This is a genomic window from Methylobacterium sp. J-067, assembly GCF_022829465.1.
GTDB classification, from domain to species: domain Bacteria; phylum Pseudomonadota; class Alphaproteobacteria; order Rhizobiales; family Beijerinckiaceae; genus Methylobacterium; species Methylobacterium litchii.
This window is the reverse complement of sequence record NZ_JAKSXZ010000061.1, coordinates 1-24,822: the sequence shown is the minus strand read 5'-3', so window position 1 is coordinate 24,822 and position 24,822 is coordinate 1. Positions and strand designations below refer to the sequence as shown.

At 61.2% G+C, this 24,822-nt stretch carries 37 protein-coding genes; 16 read left to right on the top strand and 21 right to left on the bottom strand.

The window, feature by feature from the left end:
- Positions 1 to 173: 173 nt before the first annotated feature.
- The 8 genes from MKK52_RS06950 (at position 174) to MKK52_RS27225 (ending at position 4,600) form a co-directional block, all read left to right on the top strand.
- Complete coding sequence (locus MKK52_RS06950; RefSeq protein WP_243953097.1) at positions 174 to 557, top strand: hypothetical protein; 384 nt, start codon at positions 174 to 176, stop codon at positions 555 to 557.
- Between the two features lie 15 nt (positions 558 to 572).
- On the top strand, positions 573 to 818 hold the full coding sequence (locus MKK52_RS06945) for a helix-turn-helix domain-containing protein (RefSeq protein ID WP_279597675.1): 246 nt from the start codon (positions 573 to 575) through the stop codon (positions 816 to 818).
- A 259-nt stretch (positions 819 to 1,077) separates the two neighbouring features.
- Positions 1,078 to 1,728 (top strand): ParA family protein, encoded by a 651-nt coding sequence (locus MKK52_RS06940; RefSeq protein ID WP_243953095.1) that lies wholly within the window; start codon positions 1,078 to 1,080, stop codon positions 1,726 to 1,728.
- Entirely contained in the window at positions 1,725 to 2,030 is a 306-nt protein-coding gene (locus MKK52_RS06935; RefSeq protein WP_243953094.1) for a ribbon-helix-helix domain-containing protein, read from the top strand. Before MKK52_RS06940 ends, MKK52_RS06935 begins: the two co-directional genes overlap by 4 nt.
- Positions 2,031 to 2,082: 52 nt before the next feature.
- Positions 2,083 to 2,640 carry a hypothetical protein gene (locus MKK52_RS06930; protein WP_243953093.1) on the top strand — a complete coding sequence of 186 codons (558 nt, stop codon included), beginning with the start codon at positions 2,083 to 2,085 and terminating at the stop codon, positions 2,638 to 2,640.
- 200 nt (positions 2,641 to 2,840) lie between these two features.
- Entirely contained in the window at positions 2,841 to 3,074 is a 234-nt protein-coding gene (locus tag MKK52_RS06925; protein WP_243953092.1) for a hypothetical protein, read from the top strand.
- Positions 3,071 to 4,093: a site-specific integrase gene (locus MKK52_RS06920; RefSeq protein ID WP_243953091.1), complete on the top strand. Its 1,023-nt coding sequence runs from the start codon at positions 3,071 to 3,073 to the stop codon at positions 4,091 to 4,093. Before MKK52_RS06925 ends, MKK52_RS06920 begins: the two co-directional genes overlap by 4 nt.
- 135 nt (positions 4,094 to 4,228) lie before the next feature.
- Positions 4,229 to 4,600, top strand: coding sequence for a transposase (locus MKK52_RS27225; protein WP_409564628.1), 372 nt, complete (start codon positions 4,229 to 4,231; stop codon positions 4,598 to 4,600).
- Between the two features lie 65 nt (positions 4,601 to 4,665).
- On the opposite strand, the gene MKK52_RS06915 is transcribed toward MKK52_RS27225, so the two are convergent.
- From MKK52_RS06915 to MKK52_RS06830, 18 genes are all read right to left on the bottom strand, one after another.
- Entirely contained in the window at positions 4,666 to 6,948 is a 2,283-nt protein-coding gene (locus MKK52_RS06915) for a TonB-dependent siderophore receptor (protein WP_243953090.1), read from the bottom strand.
- Positions 6,949 to 7,478: 530 nt separating this feature from the next.
- Complete coding sequence (locus MKK52_RS06910; RefSeq protein WP_243953089.1) at positions 7,479 to 8,060, bottom strand: chemotaxis protein CheB; 582 nt, start codon at positions 8,058 to 8,060, stop codon at positions 7,479 to 7,481.
- A gap of 418 nt (positions 8,061 to 8,478) precedes the next feature.
- Positions 8,479 to 8,796 (bottom strand): hypothetical protein, encoded by a 318-nt coding sequence (locus MKK52_RS06905; RefSeq protein WP_243953088.1) that lies wholly within the window; start codon positions 8,794 to 8,796, stop codon positions 8,479 to 8,481.
- Between the two features lie 89 nt (positions 8,797 to 8,885).
- Positions 8,886 to 9,323 (bottom strand): hypothetical protein, encoded by a 438-nt coding sequence (locus MKK52_RS06900; protein ID WP_243953087.1) that lies wholly within the window; start codon positions 9,321 to 9,323, stop codon positions 8,886 to 8,888.
- Between the two features lie 68 nt (positions 9,324 to 9,391).
- Positions 9,392 to 9,718 (bottom strand): hypothetical protein, encoded by a 327-nt coding sequence (locus tag MKK52_RS06895; RefSeq protein ID WP_243953086.1) that lies wholly within the window; start codon positions 9,716 to 9,718, stop codon positions 9,392 to 9,394.
- Between the two features lie 11 nt (positions 9,719 to 9,729).
- Complete coding sequence (locus MKK52_RS06890) at positions 9,730 to 10,167, bottom strand: DUF5681 domain-containing protein (protein WP_243953085.1); 438 nt, start codon at positions 10,165 to 10,167, stop codon at positions 9,730 to 9,732.
- 385 nt (positions 10,168 to 10,552) lie between these two features.
- Complete coding sequence (locus tag MKK52_RS06885; protein ID WP_243953084.1) at positions 10,553 to 10,762, bottom strand: hypothetical protein; 210 nt, start codon at positions 10,760 to 10,762, stop codon at positions 10,553 to 10,555.
- The gene (locus MKK52_RS06880; protein ID WP_243953083.1) at positions 10,759 to 11,016 is read right to left on the bottom strand and encodes a hypothetical protein; all 258 of its coding nucleotides are present in this window, start codon (positions 11,014 to 11,016) and stop codon (positions 10,759 to 10,761) included. Before MKK52_RS06880 ends, MKK52_RS06885 begins: the two co-directional genes overlap by 4 nt.
- Before the next feature lie 20 nt (positions 11,017 to 11,036).
- Positions 11,037 to 11,210 (bottom strand): hypothetical protein, encoded by a 174-nt coding sequence (locus MKK52_RS06875; protein WP_243953082.1) that lies wholly within the window; start codon positions 11,208 to 11,210, stop codon positions 11,037 to 11,039.
- Complete coding sequence (locus tag MKK52_RS06870) at positions 11,207 to 11,458, bottom strand: hypothetical protein (protein ID WP_243953081.1); 252 nt, start codon at positions 11,456 to 11,458, stop codon at positions 11,207 to 11,209. Before MKK52_RS06870 ends, MKK52_RS06875 begins: the two co-directional genes overlap by 4 nt.
- 47 nt (positions 11,459 to 11,505) lie before the next feature.
- Positions 11,506 to 11,814, bottom strand: coding sequence for a hypothetical protein (locus tag MKK52_RS06865; RefSeq protein WP_243953080.1), 309 nt, complete (start codon positions 11,812 to 11,814; stop codon positions 11,506 to 11,508).
- 10 nt (positions 11,815 to 11,824) lie between these two features.
- The gene (locus MKK52_RS06860) at positions 11,825 to 12,085 is read right to left on the bottom strand and encodes a hypothetical protein (RefSeq protein WP_243953079.1); all 261 of its coding nucleotides are present in this window, start codon (positions 12,083 to 12,085) and stop codon (positions 11,825 to 11,827) included.
- Positions 12,082 to 12,831 carry a hypothetical protein gene (locus MKK52_RS06855; protein WP_243953078.1) on the bottom strand — a complete coding sequence of 250 codons (750 nt, stop codon included), beginning with the start codon at positions 12,829 to 12,831 and terminating at the stop codon, positions 12,082 to 12,084. Before MKK52_RS06855 ends, MKK52_RS06860 begins: the two co-directional genes overlap by 4 nt.
- A gap of 2 nt (positions 12,832 to 12,833) precedes the next feature.
- On the bottom strand, positions 12,834 to 14,399 hold the full coding sequence (locus tag MKK52_RS06850) for a YfjI family protein (RefSeq protein WP_243953077.1): 1,566 nt from the start codon (positions 14,397 to 14,399) through the stop codon (positions 12,834 to 12,836).
- A 29-nt stretch (positions 14,400 to 14,428) separates the two neighbouring features.
- Positions 14,429 to 15,355: a toprim domain-containing protein gene (locus MKK52_RS06845; protein WP_243953076.1), complete on the bottom strand. Its 927-nt coding sequence runs from the start codon at positions 15,353 to 15,355 to the stop codon at positions 14,429 to 14,431.
- Positions 15,352 to 15,804, bottom strand: coding sequence for a hypothetical protein (locus MKK52_RS06840; protein WP_243953075.1), 453 nt, complete (start codon positions 15,802 to 15,804; stop codon positions 15,352 to 15,354). The genes MKK52_RS06845 and MKK52_RS06840 overlap by 4 nt, the downstream gene beginning before the upstream one ends.
- A complete protein-coding gene (locus MKK52_RS06835) occupies positions 15,801 to 16,010 on the bottom strand; it encodes a hypothetical protein (RefSeq protein ID WP_243953074.1) in 210 nt (69 codons plus the stop codon). The genes MKK52_RS06840 and MKK52_RS06835 overlap by 4 nt, the downstream gene beginning before the upstream one ends.
- Positions 16,011 to 16,091: 81 nt before the next feature.
- A complete protein-coding gene (locus tag MKK52_RS06830; protein WP_243953073.1) occupies positions 16,092 to 16,316 on the bottom strand; it encodes a helix-turn-helix domain-containing protein in 225 nt (74 codons plus the stop codon).
- Positions 16,317 to 16,438: 122 nt separating this feature from the next.
- Here MKK52_RS06830 and MKK52_RS06825 point away from each other — a divergent pair, with 122 nt between their 5' ends.
- The 6 genes from MKK52_RS06825 (at position 16,439) to MKK52_RS06800 (ending at position 21,913) form a co-directional block, all read left to right on the top strand.
- Complete coding sequence (locus tag MKK52_RS06825) at positions 16,439 to 16,924, top strand: hypothetical protein (protein ID WP_243953072.1); 486 nt, start codon at positions 16,439 to 16,441, stop codon at positions 16,922 to 16,924.
- Between the two features lie 443 nt (positions 16,925 to 17,367).
- The gene (locus tag MKK52_RS06820) at positions 17,368 to 17,889 is read left to right on the top strand and encodes a hypothetical protein (protein ID WP_243953071.1); all 522 of its coding nucleotides are present in this window, start codon (positions 17,368 to 17,370) and stop codon (positions 17,887 to 17,889) included.
- Between the two features lie 13 nt (positions 17,890 to 17,902).
- Entirely contained in the window at positions 17,903 to 18,352 is a 450-nt protein-coding gene (locus MKK52_RS06815) for a phage tail assembly chaperone (RefSeq protein ID WP_243953070.1), read from the top strand.
- A gap of 12 nt (positions 18,353 to 18,364) precedes the next feature.
- Positions 18,365 to 20,386 carry a phage tail tip lysozyme gene (locus tag MKK52_RS06810; RefSeq protein WP_243953069.1) on the top strand — a complete coding sequence of 674 codons (2,022 nt, stop codon included), beginning with the start codon at positions 18,365 to 18,367 and terminating at the stop codon, positions 20,384 to 20,386.
- 467 nt (positions 20,387 to 20,853) lie between these two features.
- Positions 20,854 to 21,669 carry a hypothetical protein gene (locus tag MKK52_RS06805; protein WP_243953068.1) on the top strand — a complete coding sequence of 272 codons (816 nt, stop codon included), beginning with the start codon at positions 20,854 to 20,856 and terminating at the stop codon, positions 21,667 to 21,669.
- Positions 21,670 to 21,721: 52 nt separating this feature from the next.
- Complete coding sequence (locus tag MKK52_RS06800) at positions 21,722 to 21,913, top strand: hypothetical protein (RefSeq protein ID WP_243953067.1); 192 nt, start codon at positions 21,722 to 21,724, stop codon at positions 21,911 to 21,913.
- A gap of 550 nt (positions 21,914 to 22,463) precedes the next feature.
- Here the strand turns inward: MKK52_RS06800 and MKK52_RS06795 are convergent.
- Positions 22,464 to 22,775 (bottom strand): helix-turn-helix domain-containing protein, encoded by a 312-nt coding sequence (locus MKK52_RS06795; protein WP_243953066.1) that lies wholly within the window; start codon positions 22,773 to 22,775, stop codon positions 22,464 to 22,466.
- Complete coding sequence (locus MKK52_RS06790; protein ID WP_279597674.1) at positions 22,772 to 23,134, bottom strand: type II toxin-antitoxin system RelE/ParE family toxin; 363 nt, start codon at positions 23,132 to 23,134, stop codon at positions 22,772 to 22,774. Before MKK52_RS06790 ends, MKK52_RS06795 begins: the two co-directional genes overlap by 4 nt.
- A gap of 498 nt (positions 23,135 to 23,632) precedes the next feature.
- On the opposite strand from MKK52_RS06790, the gene MKK52_RS06785 reads away from it, so the two are divergent.
- On the top strand, positions 23,633 to 23,827 hold the full coding sequence (locus MKK52_RS06785) for a hypothetical protein (protein WP_243953064.1): 195 nt from the start codon (positions 23,633 to 23,635) through the stop codon (positions 23,825 to 23,827).
- Positions 23,828 to 23,915: 88 nt separating this feature from the next.
- Positions 23,916 to 24,167 carry a hypothetical protein gene (locus tag MKK52_RS06780; RefSeq protein WP_243953063.1) on the top strand — a complete coding sequence of 84 codons (252 nt, stop codon included), beginning with the start codon at positions 23,916 to 23,918 and terminating at the stop codon, positions 24,165 to 24,167.
- Between the two features lie 117 nt (positions 24,168 to 24,284).
- Here the strand turns inward: MKK52_RS06780 and MKK52_RS06775 are convergent.
- Positions 24,285 to 24,822, bottom strand: a 538-nt coding sequence (locus MKK52_RS06775) for a YihY/virulence factor BrkB family protein (RefSeq protein ID WP_243953062.1), incomplete at its 5' end; no start/stop codon positions are given.

Sequence of the window (24,822 nt, the reverse complement as noted above, 5' to 3'; positions counted from 1 at the left end):
CTTCAGGGATGTCTGACCCGGCTCGCGACGCCACCAGTCGCGCCATTGATCGTGCATTGCTCGTCGCCGCCGTCATATCGTTCGGATGTGGAGTGCTGGCGATGGTGAGCGGATTAGTGCGGTAAGCGGTCTTGGCGTACGGCGCGTTAAGACGCTTCCGGTAGCTCGGCCGTATGTCATCCAGTGTCGCCCCCCTCCCCGATCCCGTCGCTGGCTGGCGGGCCGCGCTCGACAACCTGTCGCCGCACGCCTCGCCCTGCCGCTACCTCGTGCCGGCGAAGTGGGCCGCGATCCGCGAGAGCGGTATCGACTTCTGCGACCGGCTCGGCGCCAAAGCGCATCGGCTGGGATGGACGGCGGCCGAACTGTTCGCGGTTCACCCGGAGCACGGGACGTTGCGCATCGACTGCTGCGGGGCGCTAATGATCGGGGGCGATGCGGTGCATGGCATCGAGGCCACCCGGATCGTAACCGCGAGGGGGTCCGCCTACCGAAACAAGGCCGGGCAGGTGTGGGGCGTGCCGGTGTGGGAGTTCGCCAAGGGCGGCGGGAGATAGGGCCGAGGCAAGGCTATGGATCGGGTGCGGACGACGGAGCCACTGACCCCTTTGGCCTACAGGCCGAAGGATGCTGCCACGATGCTCGGCATCAGCAAGTCGATGATCTACCAACTGATAGCTGACGGGCATCTCTTAGCCCGCAAGGTCGGGGCCACGACAGTCATCCGCTACTCCGACCTGGAAGCCCTTCTCGAAGCGGCGCCATTCTCGGCCGCGACTGAGGCGGCTCGGAAAGCAGGGGGTGGGGGAGCGAAGTAGGGCGACGCGTCGCCGGGCGGCTCCATCATTGAGGCTCGCCCGGCTCTGCGCATTCCGGCCGTGCCACGGCAGATGCCCGTGGATATGCGGGGGCTACATCGCGAGCAAGAACGCTAGTTAACTTGCTATCTCGAATTCTCGCGGTCTCGCTCTCAAGCCCGCGCGATCTCAGGATGGCGAGCCCCCGCGCAAACTCGTTGACAGGATCGCTCGCGAACCCGATTGCTGCCGAGCTTGATGGCTTGATAGGGGGACTGACGTGCAGGTCATCGCGATCACCGCTAGGAAAGGCGGCGTCGGCAAAACGACGCTCTCCATGCATCTGTCGGTTCTGGCCTCGACGCCTGACAGTCCCGCGCTCCTCATTGATACGGACCCGCAACGGTCGCTCGCTTGGTGGCACCGCCTGCGGGGGCCGGATGAGCCTCGCCTGATTGAAGCCGACGCCCGCGAGCTAACCGGCCTGATCAAAGCGGCCAGGGCCGAGGGTTTTGGGCGGGTCATTGTGGACACGCCCCCTCACGCCGAGGACTCGATCTTGAGCGCGATGCGTTCGGCCGACCTCGTGTTGGTACCGACACGGCCCGGCCCGCTGGATCTGGCGGCGGTCGCCTCGACGCTCGATTTGGCGCAGCGCGTCGGAAAGGCGCCGCTCGCGGTCATCAATCACGCCCCGCCTAGGACTGGCGCGGCCGAGCCCGCTATCGTGACGGAGGCGCGGGCCGCCTTGGAACACATGGGTGCGACAGTCGCCGCATCGGTCCTAGCGAACAGGGTGGCGATGTCTCACGCGATCCTGACCGGCTCGACAGTCAATGAGCATGAGCCGGGCGGGAAGGCTGCGGCCGAGGTCGCCGCGCTATGGCAGGAAATCGAAACGGCGCTGGCCACCCGAAAGACGACACGATGAGCAAGCCGCCCCGCCCGACCCTCGACAGCCTCGCCAACCGTTTCGCCCGCAAGGACCCACCCGCGACGCCGAGCCCCCCTGCGTCTCCTGAGCCGAGCGCCCCGGCGCCGGTTGCTTCAATTGCGACGGAGGCGAGCCCCAAGCCGGCGAGGATGAAGACGGACCCTCGCGTTCAGATCCTCACCCGGATCGACCCCGCGACGCGCAAGCGCCTCAAGGTCATCGCGGCCGAGCAGGAACGGACCATCCAAGAGATATGCGAGGAAGCGATCCGCGATTTCGTGGCTCGGCATAGCAAGTGATTGAGACCACGAGATTGCCTGCTATCAAGATAACGGCATTCGAGGACAGCGAATGAGTGACAACATTCCTGAGTCTCCTGAGACGCCTGAGGCGTATGCTGCGAGGATCGCCGATGCTCTCCGCGAGCACGAGCGGGCGGATAAGGGCCTACTCGCCATGTTCCCCGCCACCATGGCTTTTGCCGTTGAGGCGCTAAAAGCTCCGGCCTTGATCAACGGTGGCGCCGCTGCCGCGATGCTGGCCTTTATCGGCACGGGGCGCCAACCTATCACAAATGGCGCTATCCTCGGGATGCGGATATTCGGCCTAGGTTTGCTGACAGCGGGGGTCGCTACAGGTGCTTCTTGGATATCTCAACACTATTTCTTGAGAGCATGGGACGAAGGGGTGCGCTCATATCAAAGACCGTTCTTTGCGTCTGACAAAAAATGCGTAAGGCGCGCCAACATTTTCCGTTTCTTTGCTGTCGCCTTAGCTTTTACGGCATATGGCTGCGCCGCCGCCGGTATGTGGACAGTCTCATCCAGCTTCATGCCCGCCTCAGTCTCGGAGGCGCCGAAGCCTACTGCGCCCGCGGTAGCTCCTAGCGGAACTTCTCCTCTGAAGTGATTTTGTGTGCGAGATCCGGTGATCGCTTCCTCGCTCACAATCTTGCTATCAAGCTCACCCGCCAGCTTGCTCCCGTGACTGCTCCCGTGTAACTTTCGATAAGCGTCATTCTCGAAAGTATCGCGCCGGCAGGACCGTAAGCGTGGTGAGCAAGTGAAGCCGAGGCTATATTTGACCGTCGTGGGCTGGGGGCAAACAAGGTGCACGATACGATTGCCCCTCAGCGGATTGCTCCAACCGTGAGAGCCGGACCTCAATACGCCCTGTTGGTTTGGATCGCGACATGGTGCGCGATCATCGGGACCGTTTGGAACGCCCTCGCACGTTCGCAAGAGATGCTGTGGGTCAACCGCCTGCTGTTTGCCATGGACACGGTTCTGATGCTCGCATGGCTGGTAGCAATCATTCTTGAGAAGTCAGACGAAGAGCCATGACGGCCAACCCACCTGCTCTGATCACAACCGAAGGATCTCAGAGGCTTTCGACTGAAGCTGCTGCCATCGTCCGTGCCTATCAGCGTGCGAGTAAAGCAGACGCGACCGTGCAAGCCTACACAGGCGACGCGCGGGTCTTTCAGGACTGGTGCCGGCAGTACGGGTTCCGGTCGCTACCGACGAGCGCGGAGGCGGTCGCGGGCTTCCTCGTCCACGAGGCTGAGGCCGGGCGGTCGGCGTCCACCATCGGCCGGCGGCTGGCCGCGATCCGCTACGCGCACAAGTTGGCCGGCGTGGCAGACCCTACGGATGACGAGAGCGTGCGCGCTACTATGAAGGGGATCCGGCGCCGGGTGGGTGTCGCGCCTCGCCAGAAGGCTGCCGCGACCGCCGAGATCCTGGCTGCGCTGTTGATGCGGACACCCGACACCCTGGCAGGCAAGCGCGACCGCGCGTTGCTCGCACTCGGCTTCGCGGGGGCATTCCGCCGGAGCGAGCTTGTCGCCCTCGATGTGGCGGACCTCCGCGACGATCCCGAAGGTCTGCGGGTCATGGTCCGCCGGTCGAAGGTGGATCAGGAAGGACGGGGGTTCGAAAAGGCCATTCCACGCGGCCAGTTCATCGAGCCTGTACGTCTCGTCCGCGAATGGCTCGACGCGGCGGGCATAACCGAAGGGCCTGTGTTCCGACCGGTGTCACGGTCGGGGCGGGTGCGAGGTCTCCCCACGTCTGGGGACACCCCTGCGGCAGGCGACGGGGCTAAGTTGAACTTAGGGTGTCGCCTTACAACCCAAGCCGTCGCCAATATCATCAAGGCGTACTGCACCGCTGCTGGGCTCGACGCTTCGACGTTCGGTGCGCACTCCCTGCGGGCTGGCTACATCACCACCGCAGCGGAGCGGGGCGCGGATCTCGCCAGGATCATGGATCAGTCAGGCCACCGGGATCCGCGAACCGTCGTGGGGTACATTCGCCGGGCGAACGCCTTCAAGGGGCATTCGGGGAGCGGGTTTCTCTAGCTTCTATGATCCAATAGGGCCATATCAGGTCATGTCTGGAGCCGCTTATGGCGCACGATGAGCTTGCCCGGCCACCTCTCGGTTGTTCCATGCTAAGTTAAGACCGATGAGAGATGACCTGGATTTTAGTTACGCATGTCTAGCCAAATCAAATTATATTGGCTTAGCGATGAGCAGTGGGCCGTTATAGCGCCTCATCTGCCGCACCGTTCGCATCATCATCTTGATGATAGAAGCGTTCTATCGGCCATCGTCTACGTGTCGTTGACAGGAACCCGATGGCCCGATTGTCCCAGGGCCTACGGCTCGCACAGCTCTATCTACAACCGCTTCAGCATGTGGCGTCACCGGCCATTCTGGTTCTCTCTGCTAGCCGCACTTTCGGAGGCCGGTTGGCCCGACGTAGCTCGCGCACTTGATCCAGTCGCCATGACACGCTCACGGGGCAAGCGACGAGGTCTTAGGGTTGACCGCAACTGGAGGTCCCAGCACCAGCCACCGGATTAGCAGGCAGCTGAAGAGCCGCCTGCCTGTTGGGTCGTCACAGCCGCTTAGGCTGAGTTAGCGACATCTCACCACTTATAGCTGATGCTAGCAAGTACCTGTCGCGCCTGGCCGTAGAAGCATGCATTAGTCGTTTGACACGATGACACGAAACGGCGGTCCGCGATGTTGGTAGCATTTACCTGAAAGCGCCAACGATCCCAATTGTAGTGCACCTGTGCGTCAAACAAGACATAATCAGGAACACGAAACAGATTGGCCTGATCGGCGAACGAACGTCCCACGTAACGCACGCCACCACCAAAACCAAACCCACGCAGTTCGCCGAATGGGATGGTGTAATCGACAAACACGTTGGCGAAGTTCTCCGGAACGTTCACCGGCACCTTGCCGAGCAACGCTGGATTGCTGTCACGCTCCGTCGTGAGGCCGTAGATCGTGTATGAGGCACCCACATTTAGGCCGTCGAGAACGGTGGCCTGAAGCTGTGCTTCGAAGCCGGTTGAGCGCACCTCACCAAGCTGAACTTGGAAGAATGGGTTCGATGGATCGGCGGTCAGAGTGTTTTTGCGGTGGATATCGAAACCGGCCAACGTCAGAAAGTAACCCTGACCTGGCGGTTCGAACTTCACACCACCCTCGACCTGCTTACCAGTCTCCGGCCTGAATGTCTGATTGCTGATGTCGGTGCCTAGCTGTGGCTGGAATGACGTCGAGTAGCTGACGTAGGGTGCCAGTCCGTAATCAAAATTATAGATTAAGGCGAGACGATAAGTGGTGCCATTGTCGCTGCGACCATTGCTGGTAAGCCCATTGTTGAGTTTGTCGGTCACTCGGTTGTCAGCAAAATCCTGTCGGCCGCCAAGCAAGAGCGTGAGCTGGTCATTTAGCTTGATCTGATCCTGTAGATAGATCCCAAGTTGCTTGAACGTATCGAAGTTGACGAGATACGGTCCTGGCGTACCAGCTGCAAAACCATTAGTTGGCGCGATAATATTTAGGTTCGGGACAGTGTAGAAGGGATTAGCACCGAAGTTTGTTCCCTGATTATCACTCAGGCGATAATCTTTGTAATCAAGTCCCATAAGTACATCGTGTCGGAAGAAACCGTCGAAGAACCTAGCTTCGGCCTGGTTGTCCACTTGAAAGATATTGACTCGGTCTTTGACTAGGAACTGATAGCGTGAAAGCTGAGTCTGTGTGGTGTCGGTAGTATCGTATCCATTAGCAATGAATGAGTTTTGGTAACTCTCTCCAAAGGAATATCGTAAGTTTTGTCGGACGGTCCACGTATCGTCGAAGACGTGTTCGAACTGATAGCCGAGAAATGCCTGATCACGCTGAAAAGTATTTAGGTTGGCATCGCCTACGTTTGTGGACCGCAGGATGCGCAAGCCCAACGCTTGAGGACGTACTGAACCAAAGTATGGTAGGAAGTTCGCCGACACCCCAGTGGTATCACGTTGGACTGCCGTAAGCACAGTAAGGGTCGTTGCGCCATCAGGCTTATAAGTGAAGCTTGGTGCGATGGAGAAGCTGTTGTCAGGCAAGCCGTCGATCTGTGTTCCACCGTTACGACCATAACCGGTCAGGCGGTAAAACCAATGGCCCTCTTTATCAGCAGGGCCACCGAAATCGAAAGCGGCATACTTCTGGCCATAAGAGCCACCACCGACCTCAACGTAACCAAAGGGGTCGTAAGTCGGACGCTTGCTCACCTGATTGATGATACCGCCAGGCGAGCCTGCACCGAACAACACGGAGGCTGGACCGCGCAGGACTTCGACACGTTCCAGGCCAAAGGTGTTGTATCGAAAGTATCCGAAGCCATAGTTCAGCGTTTGCAGGCCATTCAGATACAAGCCGTAGTCGCTGGCATTGAAACCACGCAGAAGGAAGTAATCTAGGCGAGTATCATACCCGAATGGGCTCGCATAAGTGCCGGCGACATACTGTGTCGCTTGAGCCAAGTTCTGCGCGTTCTGCGCATCGAGTTGCTGGCGGCCGATCACCGAGATTGATTGTGGCGTCTCGATTAATGGCGTATTGGTCTTGGTGGCTGTGACGGAACGCTTGGCCACGAAGCCATCAATCGGTCCGTTTGGGTTCTCGGGCTGCCCAGGTCCTGGCCGTTCGGACGAAACCGGGCCGTAGCGATCCCCAACACTTCGACTCTCGACGCTCAACTCATCGAGTTGCACGCTACCGCCATTGGCAGAAACACCACGGTTCGGCGTGTTCGCCTGCTGCGCAAAGGCGGTGCCGCCAGCCATAGCTTGCAGAACGAAAAGCGATGCACCCGTAAGAGCGAGGGTGCGAATGGCCCCCCTATGTGAGTTTCGAATGATCATGTCGAGACGCGCCCCAAGCCCCAGCGCAGGCAGCAGATGCCATTCGCGAAAGTGATCTTCCGACGGCCGCCGCTCTGTTTAGAACTGTAATAAACTGATGTTATGATTGATGTTTTCGCGTTCTGCGATACGGCGTAGCTTGTTCCTGGACAAGAGGGGGCAATTCGATCCTGGTGGATTGTTGCTATGTGGTGACAGCTTACGCTTACTGATGTGGGCCTCGTCGCATTCCTTGGCGAACAGGTCCGCCCATCCGTCGGTAGCCTCATCCCCCTTCGGCTTCGGATCTACGCTGTGGCGAACAACTACACACGCCACGCCCCCCCTACCACTGCGAGCCGCGCGATAACTGCCTCCGGCGCTAGTCTCGGGTCTCGGCGGCACCTTCAATGCGATGCTAGGGGAAACTCGGTCGATGATCTGGTTTGGGTGGATTTTTGCCAGTCTGCTTTGGAATAGCGATTTACAGTAGCAGACATCGCTACCTTCATTGCTTGGGTCAAATTTAGACCTCTCACCATTGGTCGGATTTATCCATTTGCAATGGCGTCAGCGATTGCGGCGGCGATTACCTGTGGGCTACCAATCACATCGATTGGACCATCGTAGTTGATCGCGTTCCTAGGCATACCTCGATACGGTTCTTGGTCAGGCGTAAGAACCATTGTAAGGCCACCTGCTTCATGAATTGCTGCGAGGCCGCGTGACCCATCATCCAGTGATCCGGACAAGACAATACCGATTATCCGGGCATTACCGTACAAGGCCACTGAGCGGAACAGAAGATCGACAGTTCGATTTCCGTGCAAGCGATCTGGATCTTGTACAATCTCACCTATGCTGCGTGCCGCAAGGGTAAGGTGCTGCGTGGGCTCGCCGATGTAAACGGTACCCTGATGGAACTTATCGCCTTCCTCGGCGATCACGACCGGATGCGAGCAGGCCCGTTCTAGCACAAACTTTAGATTGCTCGGCTTGTCCCAAGATCTGTGAAGTACAACGAGGATCACTGCCCGAATTGGTGATGGAAGAGCGGCCAGTAGATTTTTTATATCTTCCAGGCCATCACCTCCGGACGCACCAATAGCAACAAACCAGGGCGAAGCATTCACTGACAGTTCCCAAAATGAAAATATGTTCGTCTATCTGTCACGCTTGCGCTCAGCGTGCGCAATTGACAACTTGAACCACGAACCTGCGCTACACCTTATGTTAAAATCGGCAACCCGCTAACAAATGGCGGCCCCAAAGAAAGGCAGATGACTATCCGCTCGGCATTTATGGGTTGAGCCCAGGCCCTGAGCGTTCCGATCAATTCGCAGTGACGTGTGCGGCCACCCATCCTTCGGCCGTCATCGGGGGCCGGTTGAGGCGCAGCACGCCATGCCGAACCGTGGCGTGGCAGCGCGCTATCCACTGCCGCTTGTTCGCTAGGGCTTCAATGTTTCTAAGCGTTCTTGGGGCGATACCCGAATGCCGCCCCTGCTCGGGCCGCCTCCAAGGCCGCTAGGCGCTTGGTCAGCATCGCGGTCAAAGGCTCACCCACTCGGCAGCGGTGTCGAAGTCTGGAGCCGCCGCAAAGGAATGGGCACAGGCCCAAGCCGGCAGATCATCGAAGAGCCGCACGAGGATCGCACGGGATTGCGGGATACCCTGAGCACCGGCCAGCATCCGCTCTACTGCCTCGTTGTGGCGGTTGCCCCAATCCATGGTGCTCTCGCCCTTTTCCGTGAGTGCCATCCGCATTTCCAGAGTGCTGCCGTAGCCAAGGGCTTTGGCGACGCCGGCTGCCACGGGCTCATGTGGTTGCAGGTCGCCGAGGTGGACGGCGATCAGCAGACGCAGCAACCGCAGGGCTGGGGAGAAAGACGTCTCCAGGCTTGCTCGCGGGGCTTGCATGGCTTCTAGGCGGGCGAGGCGGGCAGCTAAGCTCACTGTCATCGGCAAGCTTCCACCTCAGCGGCATCGATCCCGAAACATGCGAAAACGGCAGCGATGCTTGGTGCCGCGCAGTCGAACAGCGGCAACCCATTCGGAAGAAAACAAGCATCTGCAGTCGGTATATCCTCGCCACGGTAGTAGCTGCGATAATCCAAGAGGCCGAGCAGGACCCGGAAGCCACTATTGTGGCCGAGCCGATTTGGCTCCTTTTGCGGGATGGGATCGAAAGCCTCGACCAACCGCGGCCACAAGGCATCGACCCGAGCAGCGATGCGGGTGGGATCCTCCGCTGCATTGGCGTCCGCCTCGTCTTGGTCGGCATACTGCAAAGCACGGGCGAGACCGTCTCCAAGGGTATCGGTCGGAGCGCAAGGGTAGCCACCGAACCGCCCCGAGATGGTCCGCAGGACAGTCTCGCCGAGTGCATGCGGCATAGGCGCTGCCTCCGCCTTGTCCGGTTGCGATGCCTCCAGCCGAGCTAGGCGATCCGAGAGCTTCGACGTCATTGTGCCACCCGCGGGCTATCCAACGTGAAGGTGAACCTCAGCATGGCCGAAGGCCACTGGCCTCCAGGCGGCGCGGCGGCACGAGCCTCCTCGGTCAGAAGCACTTCAGAGAGATCCCGCAGTGGCCCGCTCTCTGCCGCCCGGCGGGAGGCGAGGTTCATCACGAACACGTCGTCATCGTCGTGGATGGCGTGCCCGCATCCCCGCAGGAAGGCGACGATCTCCTCAAGCGGCATCCCATGGGGCGCCTCGACCTTGAAAGCGAGATGCTTGCCGGGGGAGGGCGGTACGGCCTTCGCCTCAAGGCGGGCGATCCGATCCATCGTGCGAGGTGTCATCGCCGACCTCCCCTGTCGCCTGCGGTCTGTTCAAGGGCCGCGAGGCGGGTCGCGAAATCGACAGCCTCGATGGCCTTCACGTGAGCGTCGACCAGCTTGGATAGCTCGGCCGCCTCGCTCGGGGTGATCTCCCCGTCCGCCACACCCTGCATCAGCGCTCGGGTCGCCTTGGTCAGGTCGGCGGCGGTCTCGATCTCCGGCAGGGTGAAGGTGATCGGCCTGTCTTTCCGCACCGGCATCAGGCGGTCGAGGCACATCCGCATGGCCGGACCATCACCCTCTAGCGCCATCTCGATAGCGCGACGGGTCAGGGCCTCGGCCTCACCGTCGAGGATGGCTTCTAGGGCTTGGGTCGAGCGGTTGCGGGAGCCTCGCGGACGGCCGTTGGGGTTGCCGCTCTGCCCTTGCTGGAAGGGACGACCTTCACCCGGCATGGGGAGCCTCCCCAAGCTGCCGTGGCTGCACAGTACAGCGTGGATACAGCCGCAGCTTCATCGCGACTGCCTCGCGGTCAGGTCAGCGAGGGGGAGGTCAATCGGCCTCCCATTCTCGGCTCCGATGACAATGCGGATGACGTTGAGGTCACGGTCACGCACGTCATGCCTTTGCTCCCGCAGGAAGGCGACCGCATCCGGTTCAGACAGCCCGACAGGGCCTTGAACAACGAAGCGACGCACGACGAGCGGTGCCCCCGCTTTGAAGGCGGCGGTTTCGAGCCTCTGGATGCGCGCAGCTAAGTCCCTCATCTCATGAACCTTTCGACAGCCCTCATAACATGAAACACGCGAAGCCGTATTCCAGGTTTCACGGCATCCCTTCTTACCGCTTTGCCTGCAACGCGGGATCGATGGCGTCGGTAGGGAACGCAACCTTCAGTCCTTCTGCGAGCCCTTGGAGAGCAGCAGCGGCTGCACGCTGGCGAAGGTCCCCAGCATCTTCTCGAACCTCAATGGAGACGGCGGCGGTCATCGCCATTTGCCGGGCGGTCTCGATCCCGGCAGCGAAGGCGGCTTGCTCGCGCGGGGTCATGCCGCGTCGTCCTGCATTGAGCCGATAAGGCGCCGGAGGCCGTGTTCGCCCAACAGGCGATGGCCGGGTGCCCGCGAGCCGAGCAGGCCAAGCATGTATGTGGCGAAGCGCCGGTCATACCGGGTCACATCATCCAGGTCGGCGGGGAGGATGCCCCGGCGCTCAGCCTCGACGCGGCCGGCACGGATGACGTGAGCGGGGAAGGTCTCGCCAATGGCGCGCACGGCGCCGGGGAAGGGGATCGGATCGGGCATGGTCTCGTCTCCTCGTGATGTCAGATCTGGGGCTCAGCCGTGTAGGGCTCGAACGGCACGCGAAGGCGGTTCGCCAATTCGCGGGCGGCTTCCTCGCCAAAGATCGCGGCGGCCTCGGAAACCATCTCGTGCCGCGCCGGCTCGGACAGGTCCGTATCCTCGTCCAGATCGGGGGAGGGGCCGGGGCGGGTCACGCGGCGGCTCCGCGCATGTCGTTGAAGAACGGCCCTAGCTCCTCGTCACTGTCGCCCCAGGTCTCGCCGTCCGCGATTGCAAATAGCTCCATCGCGCCATCGTCCTTTCGGATGACGCACCACCCCGTCAGGCCCTCGTGAGGCGGGACAGGCCATTGCTGCAACTCGGCGGGCGACTGCTTGCGGAGGCGGAATTGCCGGTCGCTATGGATGCGAAACCAAGTGCGGTCGAGGTCATTCAGGGGCATGGCGCAGGGCTCCGGTTGGGCTTGTGTCGTTAATGGTGGGGTGGCCGTCAGCACGCCTCCGGCTGGGCCACGAACTCCACCTCGGCGTGCTCGATGGCGCGTAGGACGGCCGGGCCGGTGAAGTCGGCAATCGCGCGTCCGTTGGCATCGTCCGGCAGGGTTGTGACCGGCTCGATGGTTATGAGCGCAGTGCCGATAACTGCGACGTGGATGAACCCAGGCGGCATATCGAGGCGACGGGTGAGAGCCACGCGAAGTGGGCCAACCTCGCCATAGGAAGCGACTACTTCCCAGCGCGCGGTGATGGGCCCCATGGGCGCGGCAGGCTTGTCGGGGAACGTGAAGACATTGGACATGCGGTTTCCTTCAGGCTGCGGAACGGGAGAGGGCGCTGTAGGACGCCAGGATGTGCCGGAGGTCGTTCGCGGCGAGGCGGTCGAGGGCGGCCAGCGCCGGCTCAAGGGCGGCAGGGTCCGCCTCTGCCTGGGCAAGCAGGCGCACGAGGTCGGCGGCGCGCGGGCCGCAGTGGACGCGGGCGAGGGCTCGCATGGCGCGGAGGCGGGCCTTTCTCTCGGCGGCATCGAGGCCGGAGGCCCATGGTCCGAAGCGGTCGCTCGGCGCGATCATCGGGCAAAATCCCAGATAGGCACGCCCTGCGGCTGGCCGGGTTTCTCGCGGTAGGTGAGGCAGTCGAAAGCGACTTCCGTCGCCGTGATGGCGCGGACGGCTCCGGCGCTCGGCAGGACGAGGGCGCCGCAGGTATCGACTCGAACGATGCCGCCGACGCGGTGGACCCCGAACAGCCGAACGGCAGTCCAGCCCAACGCCTCGGCCTGCGGGCCGAACCTATCGAGGAAGTCGAGGGCGCGGGCGAGAGTGCCGGCCCATTCCTCCGGTCGGTATCCAGGGCACGGGATCCGCTCTGCCGACAATTCCGAGAGGGCGGAACGCCACTTCCGCAGCCCGTCCCCCAAAACTTCCGCAGCGGCGTTTCTGGCATAAATCGTTGTATCGGAATGGCTTAGCGAAATTTCCGCAACTTCCGCAGGTTCCGCAGGCGTGCCCCGCCGATCCATGCCGTACGCGCCCCCCGAGGCCTCCTGCCTCGCATAAGTATATGATTTAATTGCATTTTCTTTTCTTTCTTCTTCTTTGTTCGTGTGCGCACGCGGGGCGTGTTGGGTCGGGACCCCTGCGGAACCTGCAAAAGCTGCGGAAGTGGGATTAACCCTATGATCCTGCTCACGAATTGCTCCCGCATATGCCTGCGGAAGTTTCTGCGGAAGTTTTTGCGGGGTTGGATTTCGCTCCGCAGCCTCGCGCCGGATCTCGGCCAAAGCCTTGTAGGGATCGAACAGCGGGAGGTCGGTCATCGCTAAGCGGCCTCCCCCATGACGCGGTATGTTTCGCGGTAAGTCTTGCCGTCGATTTCCTGTCGGCCGGCGGGCTCGATGCGACCGAACGAGACGAGGGCTTCCAGCCGCTTCCGAAGCGTCGCGGCATTGGTGCGCAGGTGCAGGGCGGTGAGCTTCTGAATAAGGCTGGGCGAAGTCAGGTTGCCCGGCTTCACCTTCTCGATGAGCCAATCCGCTAGGTCGTTCTGCGCTCGCGTCTCGGGATCAAGGATGGACTGCCCGGTGAGCCGCAGGGCTTCGCGGAGGTAGAACGTTCCGACCTTGCAGGCGGCAGCCATCGTCTCGGCCGATACCGTCGCGTCCAGATATGAGCCTGTCGCCCGGCTGGGCCGGGCTACTTCCGGCGCCTCGAACAGGGTGAAGATACCAGCAAGGCGGGCCGCGTTTTCAGCCATCTTGTTGGCCGCAGCGGATACCGGACGCCACGCCTTGCCGGGCCCAACTTCGTTCTCGATGGATTGGCTGAACTGTTGGAACAGCGTCCATGCTTCGGGGGTCAGCCCCAGCACCGGGGGCGCCAGCTCGTTCCTCGTCCCTTCGCGGATCGGCAACCTGGTATCCAGGCAGCGGCGGCACTGGTTCTGGAACGCGATGAGGCGAGGGTCGGCGCTAGGGTTGCTCCCCCGGATCTCGCGAAACCCGATCTTGCTCTCGGGCATCATCACGAGGAAGCGCCCGACAATGCCTTGGTCGTTCGCCAGCTCGTCCCCGATGAACGTAGACGCGACGCGGGGCTGCGCGGCGAGGCTGATACCGACCCGGCGACCCACGAACGTCTGAGCATCGTTCGCGCGGACCCTTTGCGCCGTGCCGTTGTCCCAGAGCTTGGACAGGCCGGTCACGGTGCGGGTGCGCGCCTCCGGCCCCATCCCATGCCCGCCTAGGAACTGCCCCGCCTCCGATGTGAAAATGCCGACGCTGGCGCGGCCAACCCGGATCAGGTTGATGAGCCCTTCAAGGTTGGGCTCCTCGGCGCGGATGATGGGGGTGACTGGCGGCACCGGCTCGCGCAGTTGCAGAAGGCGGCTTTCGCGCTCGGTGCGGTCAATCTTGGCGTCCCGCTCAATCCGCTTCTTCTCGGCCTCGAATGCCGCCCAGGCGGCTTTGAACCGCCGGTCATCCTCGGCATGTTCGATCCGCAGGCGGGCCTCCTCCTCGGCTACGGCGCGCAGGGCGAGGGTATCGCAGGCGGACTTGCGCTCGCCCGAAACTGCAATCGCCAACATGAACAACGACAGGGGCACCGGGGCCGGAAGGCTCTCCACCTTCACGTCGGCAAGGCCTTGAGAGACGAGCATCGCGGCCGAGAGCACGCTATGGGCGCACAGTGAGCGGGGCGCCTGAACGTGTTCCTCTAGGGCCTCGACGGCTTCCCGCATTACCGGCGGCAGGCATTCGATAGGGAACGGCGGGGCCGCGCCGATGGCCGGCGCGATATCCAGCCGGTCGCGTTCGAGGGGGACAACCGTTGCGCGTGAGCCGTTGTCCTGCCGGGACGGCTGATAGGTCTCGCGACGGACGCGCACGAAAGACTCAGCGGGTCGGGCAGCCACCATCAAATGCGGTCCCTACGAATGGTATCGTTGAGGTCGCCGCACCCATCCGGCGGCCATAGCCGCTCAACGGTACGGCCGGCGGAATGCCAGCGTTGAGCGACGGCGGCGAAGGCGGTCGCGCTCGGTTGGTTGGGGGCAGTGTCCCGCTCGGCTAGGATGGCGAGGCGGGAGACGTTGGGGAGCAGCGGAAGGGCCGCGATGTTCGAGGTTGAGATGAGGGACCACACGGGCTCCAACCCGATCTGACGGGCGGTCATCGCGGTTTCGATGCCCTCGCCCGCCGTCAGAGCGCCTTGGACGGTCTCGCGGCGATCAAGCATGATTGCGCCGCCGCGCGCCGTCCCGAACACTTTGCGCCCGAGCTTCCGACCGTCGTCCGTCAGGGCCGTTCGGTGGATCCCGATGACGTTGCCACTCTCCACGCACCGGATCGCGGCGACCATGGCGGGCACCTTGCCGCTCTCCCACGGGCAGGCCGGATGGAAGCGCAACACGGCCCCGGCGATGTCGTCGGGCAGTTCGAGGCCCCGGCTATTCAGGTACACCTCCGCGATGGTCCCGCGCGGGTCGCCGGCCCTGTCCCAGATTGCGCGGGCGCGGGCCTGTGCGCGTGCGATCTCGCGGCGCTCGTCGTCCTCGGCCTTGCGGCGGGCCTCCTTCCGGCGCTCAACCTCGACCGGATCGGGCGGCGTGGAGTTGCGCCAGCGATCCGCCGGGAGGCCGAGTGCGTCGGCAACGTGATCGCGGCAGGTGCGCCAGTCGTCGCCGCAGTAGCTATGGACGACAAAACCATCCGGCGCCGCGTCGGACAGGCGAACCGCTAGGCTCCGGTCCTTCGGGCTATGGCCGGGGCCGGGGGCCAGCACCCGCCCCCCGCAGATTTTGCCCCGGAGGGCCGTGGCGATTTCAGGCAGGCTCACCGTCATGCGCAACGGGCCTCCATGACGAGGCGGTCGCAGATCGCGGCGAGCCAATCGGCCTGCGGAACCGAAAGCTCGCGTCGCTGGTGCGCGATATCTCGGATGAACTGCCGCTCGCGGTCGGACAGTCGCCCCGCATCCGCGTTCCGAACCCAAAGGGCCATCCGGCGATGCTCGGCCGATTGCGCGGGGGTGAAGGTGTATGCCTTGCGGTGATGCGGGCGGGGGCGAGTGCCAGTGGCGGCGCGCCACGCCCTGTCATCCCAGGCGGGACCGCCGGGCCGCATGTCGCCCTCAACTCGAATGGCGGCGGCCAAATCGACGTAGGACTGGCCGTCCTTCTCAAGGATCGCACCGACGCGGCGACACGCAGACAGGGCCTCGGCATCATTCGATGATCCAAGCATCGGCATGATCCGGCAGACCTTGGGGTTTCTGATGGTGGTGGCGGTCACTGCGAAGCCCTCCACGTCTCGGCGACGGCGAAGGCGTGAGCGGCGATCACGGCGGCAACGGCTGGGCTAAGATTGAACCGCTGCCGCAGGTGGTCGGTCTGGATTTTGGAAGCGGGATGGGCTATTTCGGACGGGTCGGCTGCGAAAACGACACCATTTCCGAAAGCCCTCGTGCGCTGGCAGGCGCCGGGGGTTTTCACGTTCATGCTCTCAACGATCCTATGCAGATGCGCCGGCCGCTCGGCGCGGATTGCGGCCAGCGGGGGAGCCCCCGCCGAGAGCGATGGCTAGGCAGCGTTCGGCATCAAACCGGACGGCGGCTGCGACGGCAGCCCGAGCATTTCCCGAAGCGACGCCGTGGGGACGCGGAACTGACCCGCAAGCCTGATTGACGGTAGCGATCCATCCCGCACGGCTTTGTAGGCCGTGTTTCGGCTGATCCCGAGCACTCGGCCGGCGAGAACCACATCAACCGTGGGCCTCGTCAGCACATCCATGATGTCATCGGACATGTTAACCCCCCAACTTTCTATCGTAAAATTTCGATGGTTAGTCTTTTGCTACGGCTTGGGACGGGTTGTCAACATTGCCTCGTAGATGTAGGAGGGAAAGTCACAGATTGGGAGAGATTGGTATGAGCGAAGCCGCGAAGCCCAAAAAGAGGATGGGGCGCCCGCCGAAGTCTCCCGAGAAGGGAAAGCGGCAGAATTATACGTTCCGCATGAGCGACGCGGATCGCGATATGGTCGTTAAGGCTGCCGAAATGGCTGGCCGATCCATATCAGAAGAAATTGAGTTGCGGGTCGCAAGGTCGTTTTGGCCGGATCCGGCAATAGCTCGCCTAGAAAATCAATATCAGATGATTTTGGATCATTTCGGCGGCCCTGAGAATGCTTTTCAATGCCTGATACTAAGTGGAATATTTGTCAGAGCCCAAAACGCGGTCGCGCAGCGCGGCAAAAGCGATAGGGGATGGGTCGCCGATCCAGAATTGCGGAAGGCTGTCTCTGACAAGATGGTGGAAGACATCCCGCGCTTTGTTGAAATGCTCGCCCACAGCGACGCCGCCGTAGAAAGTTACGCGAAGCTTTTCAGCTTGGACGCCCCTAGGCACAAATGATATTGTTCTGTTATGCTATCTGCGCATAGCTATTGATTTTCGATTGGGATTGGATGGCACGAATTACCACTAAGTAGTACGTTTTGGCATGTTAGTTCGGGAGAGAGTTGCAATATTAGCGTAAGACACAAAGGGAAAAACGTGTTCTATTGAGCCCGGTCATACTACGGGCTGCTTCATGTCTGTTCGATATCCAGCGCATCTATTCATTCGGATTGATCGCCCGCTCCGCGATGCGCTTCGCGAGCGTGCCGCTCAGGTCGGGGTGACGGTCTCGGCACTCGCCCGCCGCGAACTTAGCGCGCTGCTTATCCATCAAGACCTTGGTCGGCGCTTGCCAAATAACCAGAAGCACTAGGGCGAGGCCCCGTTCTCCGGGTCGGCGTCTAGCGATAAGGCCCTCGACGTAGTTCGTGCCGAGGGCGCCTCGATAGGTTCTCACTATGCCAATCCGAACGCGCGTTCACAGCAAGCCGAAGACGAAGCTTGATCCGCTCTCGCGCGACTTTCTGCGCGCAGTAGAAAAGTGGGTTCTAATCGGCATTTCAGCGGAAAGTATGCACCCCGGCGAGAAGGGTGAGGCATCAATCAATAACGCGGCGCTAGGCTACCTTTTTGAATACGGCCAGCCGGAGATGAACCTGCCGGCCCGCCCGCATCTCATTCCGGGTGTAGATAGCATCCGCGATGCTGCCGTTCAAATCTTAGCAGCCGGTGTTCGACAAGCCTTGCAAGGCGACCTTTCAGCACCGGAGCGGGCGCTAAACAAGGTCGGCATCATCGGCACAAGCGCGGTTCAAGCCAAGATTATTGAGGGCGACTTCGCTCCCTTGTCGCCGCGCACGATCAAGGGCCGGCTCCGGCGCGGTCGCACCGGCACGAAGCCCCTGATCGACACGGGCGCCTATCGCCGAGCCTTCACCTACACGATCCAGCCGCGCCCGCTGGCCGGCAGTGGCTCTTGAGCCGAGGCAGAACATGGCAACTGAATTTGAGATCGCCGGCAATCGCTACCGCTTTAACGGGATGCCTGCCCAAGTAGAGACCCGTATTGCCCGGCGCCTCGCCCCCCTTATCGCGGAAGCGGTTCCGTTGATCCTGAAGCCGGGACGGCAAATCGCGATCCGATCCGACGTGGACGCGGTGACTATCGCCAAAGCTGCGCTTGGACAGTGGGGCACGCTCAGTGATGAAAACCTTGATTACATCGAACGCGCGGCCCTAGGGGCGCTATCTCGCGAGACTGCCGGCCAATGGGTTCCTGTGTGGCCGAAGGGCTCTGATGAGCCCGCATTCAACGACATCAATGGGGCCGTGATGCAGATCGCGACGGCCAGCGTCCTTGGCTTCGTCGTGAAGCAGTGGATTGACGGCGACGGCGCGGCGTTGCCTGCCGAAATCCGTGACGTGATGCAGAACTTGCACTGAGGATACCGGGCAATGAAAGACGTACTTCAGATGTTTGCTGTCGCTCTCGGCTTCGAAGTCGATAAGGCGTCACAGACTGCCGCTGTTAAGTCCATCGCTGATTATGAGAAGGCGGTGAAAGAGGCGGAAAAGCGGATTGAAGATGCCCGCTGGGAAGGCGCTAAGACAGACGAGGAAATCGCTAAGCTGACGCGCGAGACGCGCCTCAAGGAGGCCCGCGCCGCCCTCGCCGAAGCGCAGGATCGCGAGAAGTCTGAGAAAGAGTCGGCTCGCAAGCGTGAGGAGCGGAACAAGGAATTCATCGCCGGCTGGAATAAGGCGGCTCTCGCCGTCAGCGCGGCAGCGACTGCTATCAGTTATGCGGTCGGTCGCGTTACCAGCGCCTTCGACAATCTCGGCTTCGTGTCGCAGCGAACCGGTGCTTCTGTTCAAAGCCTCAACTCTCTTGGCTATGCGTTCAAGCAGACGGGAGGCTCGGCACAGCAGGCTATCGGCTCAGTCGAGAAATTCGCGCAAGCCCTACGCAATAATCCGGGGCTCAAAGGTTTTGTGAAGGATCTTGGTGTCGATACGTCCAAAGATATGGGCGACCAGTATCTCGACACCGTGTCGGCGCTATCGAAGCAACCCTATTATGTCGGAAGCCAGCAGGCCGGGATGCTCGGCATTTCCGAAGAGGACTATAAGCTCGTCTCGGATCACCTTCAGCAGATCCGCGATTATCGCGCTGAGTACAATCGCACTACCCAATCGCTCGGCGTGGACTCGCAGCAGGCAACGGAAGCCTCGCAATCTTTCTGGCGTTCGCTGACGAAGTTGCAGGCGACCGCCTCCGCCCTGACCGACAAGCTGATGGTGAGCCTTGCCCCCGCGCTGGAAGCTATCATCAAGAAATTCAACGATTGGATCGCCGCAAATCCAGAACGCATTGAACAAATCCTGAAGGGTATTTCACAAGCTCTGGAATGGGTTGCCCAGAAAGCAGAGCAATTCGCCGAATGGATCATGGGGTCCGGCGGCGACCTCTTGATGAAGCGGTGGGAGAACTTCGCGGAGAGAGTTGAGCGTGTCGCCCGCGCAGTGGATTTAATCGCTGCCGGCATCGTGAAGGTGCTCGGCCTTGTCGAGAGGATGTCCGGCACCCGCACCCCTTGGGGAGATCAAAGCCGCCTTATTGCGGGCATCAATCAGCTTGGGACTGAGCAAGCCGCGGGTGGGGGAGGTGACGACCGCAATTGGTGGCAGCGTCATGCGCCGAGTTTTCTTGGCGGGCGCGATGCTCCCTCCGGCGGAACCGCGCGCATCGGCCGGCTGGCACAGAACACCAACGCGCAAGCCATCATCGGCGAGCTGCGGCAAGCCGGCTACAACTCCAACGCTATCGCGGCCATCGTTGGCTCAATGCAGACGGAAAGCTCGTTCAATCCTGGCGCCTCCAACAATCAGAGCGGCGGGCATACCGGGCTTTGGCAGTGGGATCGCAACCGGTGGCCGAAGATCGCCAAGTGGATTAAGGATCAGGGCGGCAATCCGATGGATGCCCGGTGGCAAACGCGGGCGTGGGTTGCCGAGCATAATGCCCGGCCGGGTGATCCAATCTACGATCACGCCCGGACGCAGCGGGGCGGCGCAATTCTTCGAAACAACCCTAGCCTCGATGATGCCATTCACGGTGTCAGGGAGAGCGAACGGTTTGGGGCCGGCGAAGAAGGCGGACGTGCGGCCAACGCTAGGGGATGGCTTCCGCATGTCGGGGCGCAACCTGCCCCCGCGCCCGCCCCGACCTCGCTCCGCACGCCCGGCAACTTCGACCCGAACCACATCGACCCTGCGAACCTGATGCAGCCGGCTCCCTCGGCCGCCAGCCCAACCACGAACAACAATACGAACAGCCGGTCGGTGTCGCAGAACATCACCAACAACGTGAATGTGCAGACGGCGGGCGATCCCCGAACCGCTTCACGCTTGATGGAGGGGACGCTCGGCCGGGTTCATAGCCTTGCCCTGGCGAACGCTCAGAGTGCGGTGGTCTAGTTCAGTAAGACTTTGGGCTCGTTGCAAGATCGTTTGGCCTGATTGAGGTGGCGCTACATCGGTGCCACTTCTTTTGATATTGTGCTTCGCCCATACGACCGAAACACCATCCCGCATCGTTCAGGTGAGCCCGTAGTGCATTAGCGCGAGCACATTCATCGGAACGCCATTGCTCATTATTCGTGTTGCCGCTGCAATTAAAACTCGCGTCGTCCCAGGCTTTGATGAGTTGCTGCGGCCTAGCCTGTGATTGCGCCGGCCCTGCCAGCAAGGCGACGACGACGGGGGCGAGAAATAGGGCGCGCATGGCAGGCTCACTGTAGGGCGGCAGGACCGGGCCGAGCTATCGGAGAAATAGCTGCTGCCGTGCCGATGTCGAGATGGGAGCGCCTAATCTGAACTGTGTCTCGCTCTTGAGTTGCGCCGCCGTCCATGCCTTCTAACAGCAAAGCTAGGAGGGGCGGGGCATGGCTGAACGGCTCGCGGAACCACCGTTGACGATTGAGATCAACAACCGTCAGCCTGTTGAACTCGCGAACCTAACGGCCGCGCTCACGGCTGTGAACAGCCAATATCTGCGTTACCTTATGCAGACAGACGAGGCAGTTTCAAAAGAACAGGCGAAGCTATTCGTCCATATGATTAGGCCTGGAAGCATCGTGGCTGAGTTGGTATCTTACGCCGCAGCGCATCCAAAGGAACTTGTCGATGCCGCGAAGGCGGGTGGATCAATGATCGGCTTTGCCAAACAACTGACAACTTCGCTTTCCGAACTTCGTGACGGCAAGAAGCTGCCGAGCGAGACGCCGCAGAAAGACCTGAAGGATTTGAGCCGTCTCATGGACATTCCGGCGAAGGATCCCGGCAGCACCTTACAAATCTACGCGGATCGCGGCGCTACCGTAAATGTCTCGCTAACAATCGGGTCTACTGAAGCCAACGCCATTCAGAACCGAATTACCAAGGAGATCGAGGCACGGAAGGAGCCAGAGCAGACGGTGTACAACCGCGTGTTGATGTATTGGCACACCGCGTCGAGGGGGACTTCGCGTAAGAAAAGCGGCAAGGCGATCATCGAAAAGATTAGTGACCAACCGCTCACCGTCTTGATCGATGACCCTGAGATGCGCACGGCTATGTTAGCCGGCAAGGACAACCCCCTCGTCATCGGCTTTTTAGTGGATGTGGAAGTTATGTTCGTCTCAGAAACACCAAGGATCTATCGCGTCCCTAAGCTCTACGAAGCGGTAGAAGAGCCTGCTGACGACGAACAAGACGATTAGGCACGTCGGTAGACTAGTTGTTGAGGTATCGCTCGCCCGTTACAGGCTACGCATGACCGACAAGCTTAACGTCCTCCTCGAACGCCTCATGGCGCACCAGCGCGACCTCATCCTCGACATGGCCCAGCTTAACGGGCTTCCGGCGGGCAGTGACCTGCGGCAGGTGTCAGAGCTTGAGAACGTGATCGCGGCCGTCGAGGCGGTCGCTGCGAAGCAGGCAGAGCGGCAGCGCCGGGGCGGCTAACCCTTCACGGCAACCCGACGTGAAACTGCGCTGCATTTTTGCGTTATATAGCACCAGCAACGAGTTAGCAGCGATGGGCTAAGTTGAACTTAGGGTCTCGGTCAGTTCGTGGCCGTCTCGGCATGGGGTGGCGGTTCACCACCTCATCCCCGATACCCTCTCAAGTCGCCAGAATTGGCTCAGGACGGCGGCTTCCCCGAAGCGGCTACCAGACAGCGGTTTCGGGGAAGCCGGTCCTGTGGGGCGAATTTCGAGACACCGAGCCCTTTAGGATTGACGATTGCTGGCAGCATTCCGCTTTCCAAGAGTGCGACCAGCTAGGATGTCATCTCACGCACGTCGCCGGGGCGAAGGTTGAGCCGGGCTACCTGCTCCTGCGTCAGCCACTGCTCCGCAAGTTCGGCTGACCACCCATTGGGTAGTTTTGCCTGAACAGCGGCAGTAGCTTCATTGCGAGGGACGGCTGTAACCCATAATTGCATCGTTGGGCGACCTCCAACGCCGTCCGCCATGAAGACGCGAACAATTTGGATACCTGGCGCAACCTGGCTCACGCGGCCTCTCGAACGCCGGCCTCGCGCAACATTTTGAGCACGCCTTCGGAGTCGTGGCTGATCATGATGAGGTACAGCCGGAGCGCGCCGAGGGGTCTCGTTCTGCCCTGTTCCCAGTCGCGGATCTGACTGGCGCTGAACCCATACTCGTAGGCGAAGTCATCCTGCGACAGGTGCAGTCGGCGCCGGATCGCCTTCACATCAATCTCTGCCGGGATATGCAACTTGGCAGGCTCGCGCTCGCCGCGCGCAATCGCAATGGCTTCGTTCATGCCCTCTGCGATCTGGTCAAATGCCCGCTTGCTCATGCTCCTGCCCTCACTTTCACGACCTTCTTGCGGTACTCTGCGACTAGGATCTTAGCCAAATCCTTCAATGCGTTCTTCTCGCCTTTGGTGAGTGTAGACTTGTCACCTTTCGCGAACACCGTGATTAGGAACACGGGAAGATCCGCTCCGCTGAAAAACGTGATCGTTCGGTAGCCTCCACTTTTCCCCTTGCCTTTGCCGGCGACCCGCACCTTTCGGTAGCCACCCGTCCCCTCGATCTCATCCCCTGCTAGGGGGTTACGTGCGAGGTAATTGGCAAGCTCAGCGATCTCGTCTTCCACCATGCCAGCTAGCTTGGCGGCGCGCTGGAATGCGTGTGTTTCACAGATCGCATGCATTGCGCATATGTACGGGTTTCACGTAGTCCGTCAAGGGTTCGTGTATCGCGCCTTCTACCTACTCCCTCTCCCTGCGCGTGGTCTCGGCGCTTCCTATGAACGATTGTCGCAGCAGGGAGCAAACAAGGCGCGTGAGGGTTGCAGCTCGTACGAACGACGCGTTTAGATAAGGTCAAGCTCTCGCGTCTATAATGCCGACAGCGATCTGTTAGCGAAGGATACGTTGATGCACTGGACCGCCGTTTTCCTAGCAGGCTACGCCGCTTGCTTCGTGGAAAGCTGGAGGCTTTGCGATCAGGCTCCTGTTGCGCCAGAGGATTATCCCGGCGACCTCTGAGACCTTCTGTACGTCGTACCTGCTCGACGCCTGCCGTGTTTAAGCCAGGGCCTTTCCCTCATTCTTTTCTGTGGCGCACGTGATGACGACGCGGTGCGTCTCCTTCGCCTAGCTGCCGCCAATCCCATCGTCAGAGACTGGGACCACTGCTACCGTCCGGGATGACCGAAAAGCTTCATGCTCTGCTGCAACGCCTTCAAGCCTACCAGCGCACCCTCATTCTCGATATGGCAAGCTACGATGGTATGCCGGCCGGAAGCGATCTTAGACAGGTGGCGGAGTTGGAGAACGTCATCGCTGCGGTGGAAGCAATTTTAGCCGAGGAACTCGGGAAGGATCGAAAGCCGTCGCGCTGACAGCGGCTTGCTTATCAAGGACGATAGCTCGGGTCGAACTGCGAGTGTGGTACCTCCCAAGCGGGGGTAGCCTGTGCCTGATATGACGATGCCCGACAAAGATACCTGTGAGGCGCTGATCGACGGCGAGTGGATGCTCATGTCGGTGGCCGAAGCGCACATCCATCACCGGGCCGCGAAGAAGCGCTGTCCTGCCTGCCATGGACAGGTCCGCACGCACGGAACCTACGTGGCACAGCAACGGGTCGCCATGACTCATCTTCGAAGCCACGATGGCTGCCCGAGGATCGTGCAGCGGTATACTGGGGTGCCGACACCGCATCCCGAAGCGTTGACCTAACGATCACACTTCGCCACGAGGCCCAACGGTCCCGAAGGTGTTTCTCGTTCGCCTGCCAGTTCGCCTGCCAGCGCGAGTCCTCTGCCTGCCCGTTCCATCGACAGAGGTCTATTCGCTCTACTCTGCCGCAGCGCCGACGCTATCGGCCATCTTCGCCCCGCGCGTACCGAGAGGCTGAGGCTGCCCAACGGTCGTATCCTCGACGGTCTGATGTTCCATCTCGGCGTTCAGCTGGGCGCCGAGCAGCACGATGATCGTTGAAATCCAGATCCAGGTCATGAAGCCAATGGCGGCGCCGAGGGACCCGTAGGTCTTGTTGTAGCTACCGAAATTGGCAACGTACCAGGAGAACAGCAGGGAGCCCCCGAGCCACAAGGTTGCCGCCACGGCGCTTCCTCCCGTGACCCAATGCCAGCGTGGTGCGTCTCGGCTGGGACCGTATCGGTACAGAACCGCCAGGCCACCGAGCACGGCCAGCAAGAGCACGGGCCAGCGCAGAAGAGCCAACCACCAAGCGTCTTTGCCAATGCCGATGAACTCGAACACGACCGGCAGCACGACGACGGCACCGAGGGCTATGATCAGGAAGGCTAGCGCGCCCGCCGTGAACGCAAGAGAGATGAGGTTGAGCACGAAGAAGTTGCGCTTCTCGCGC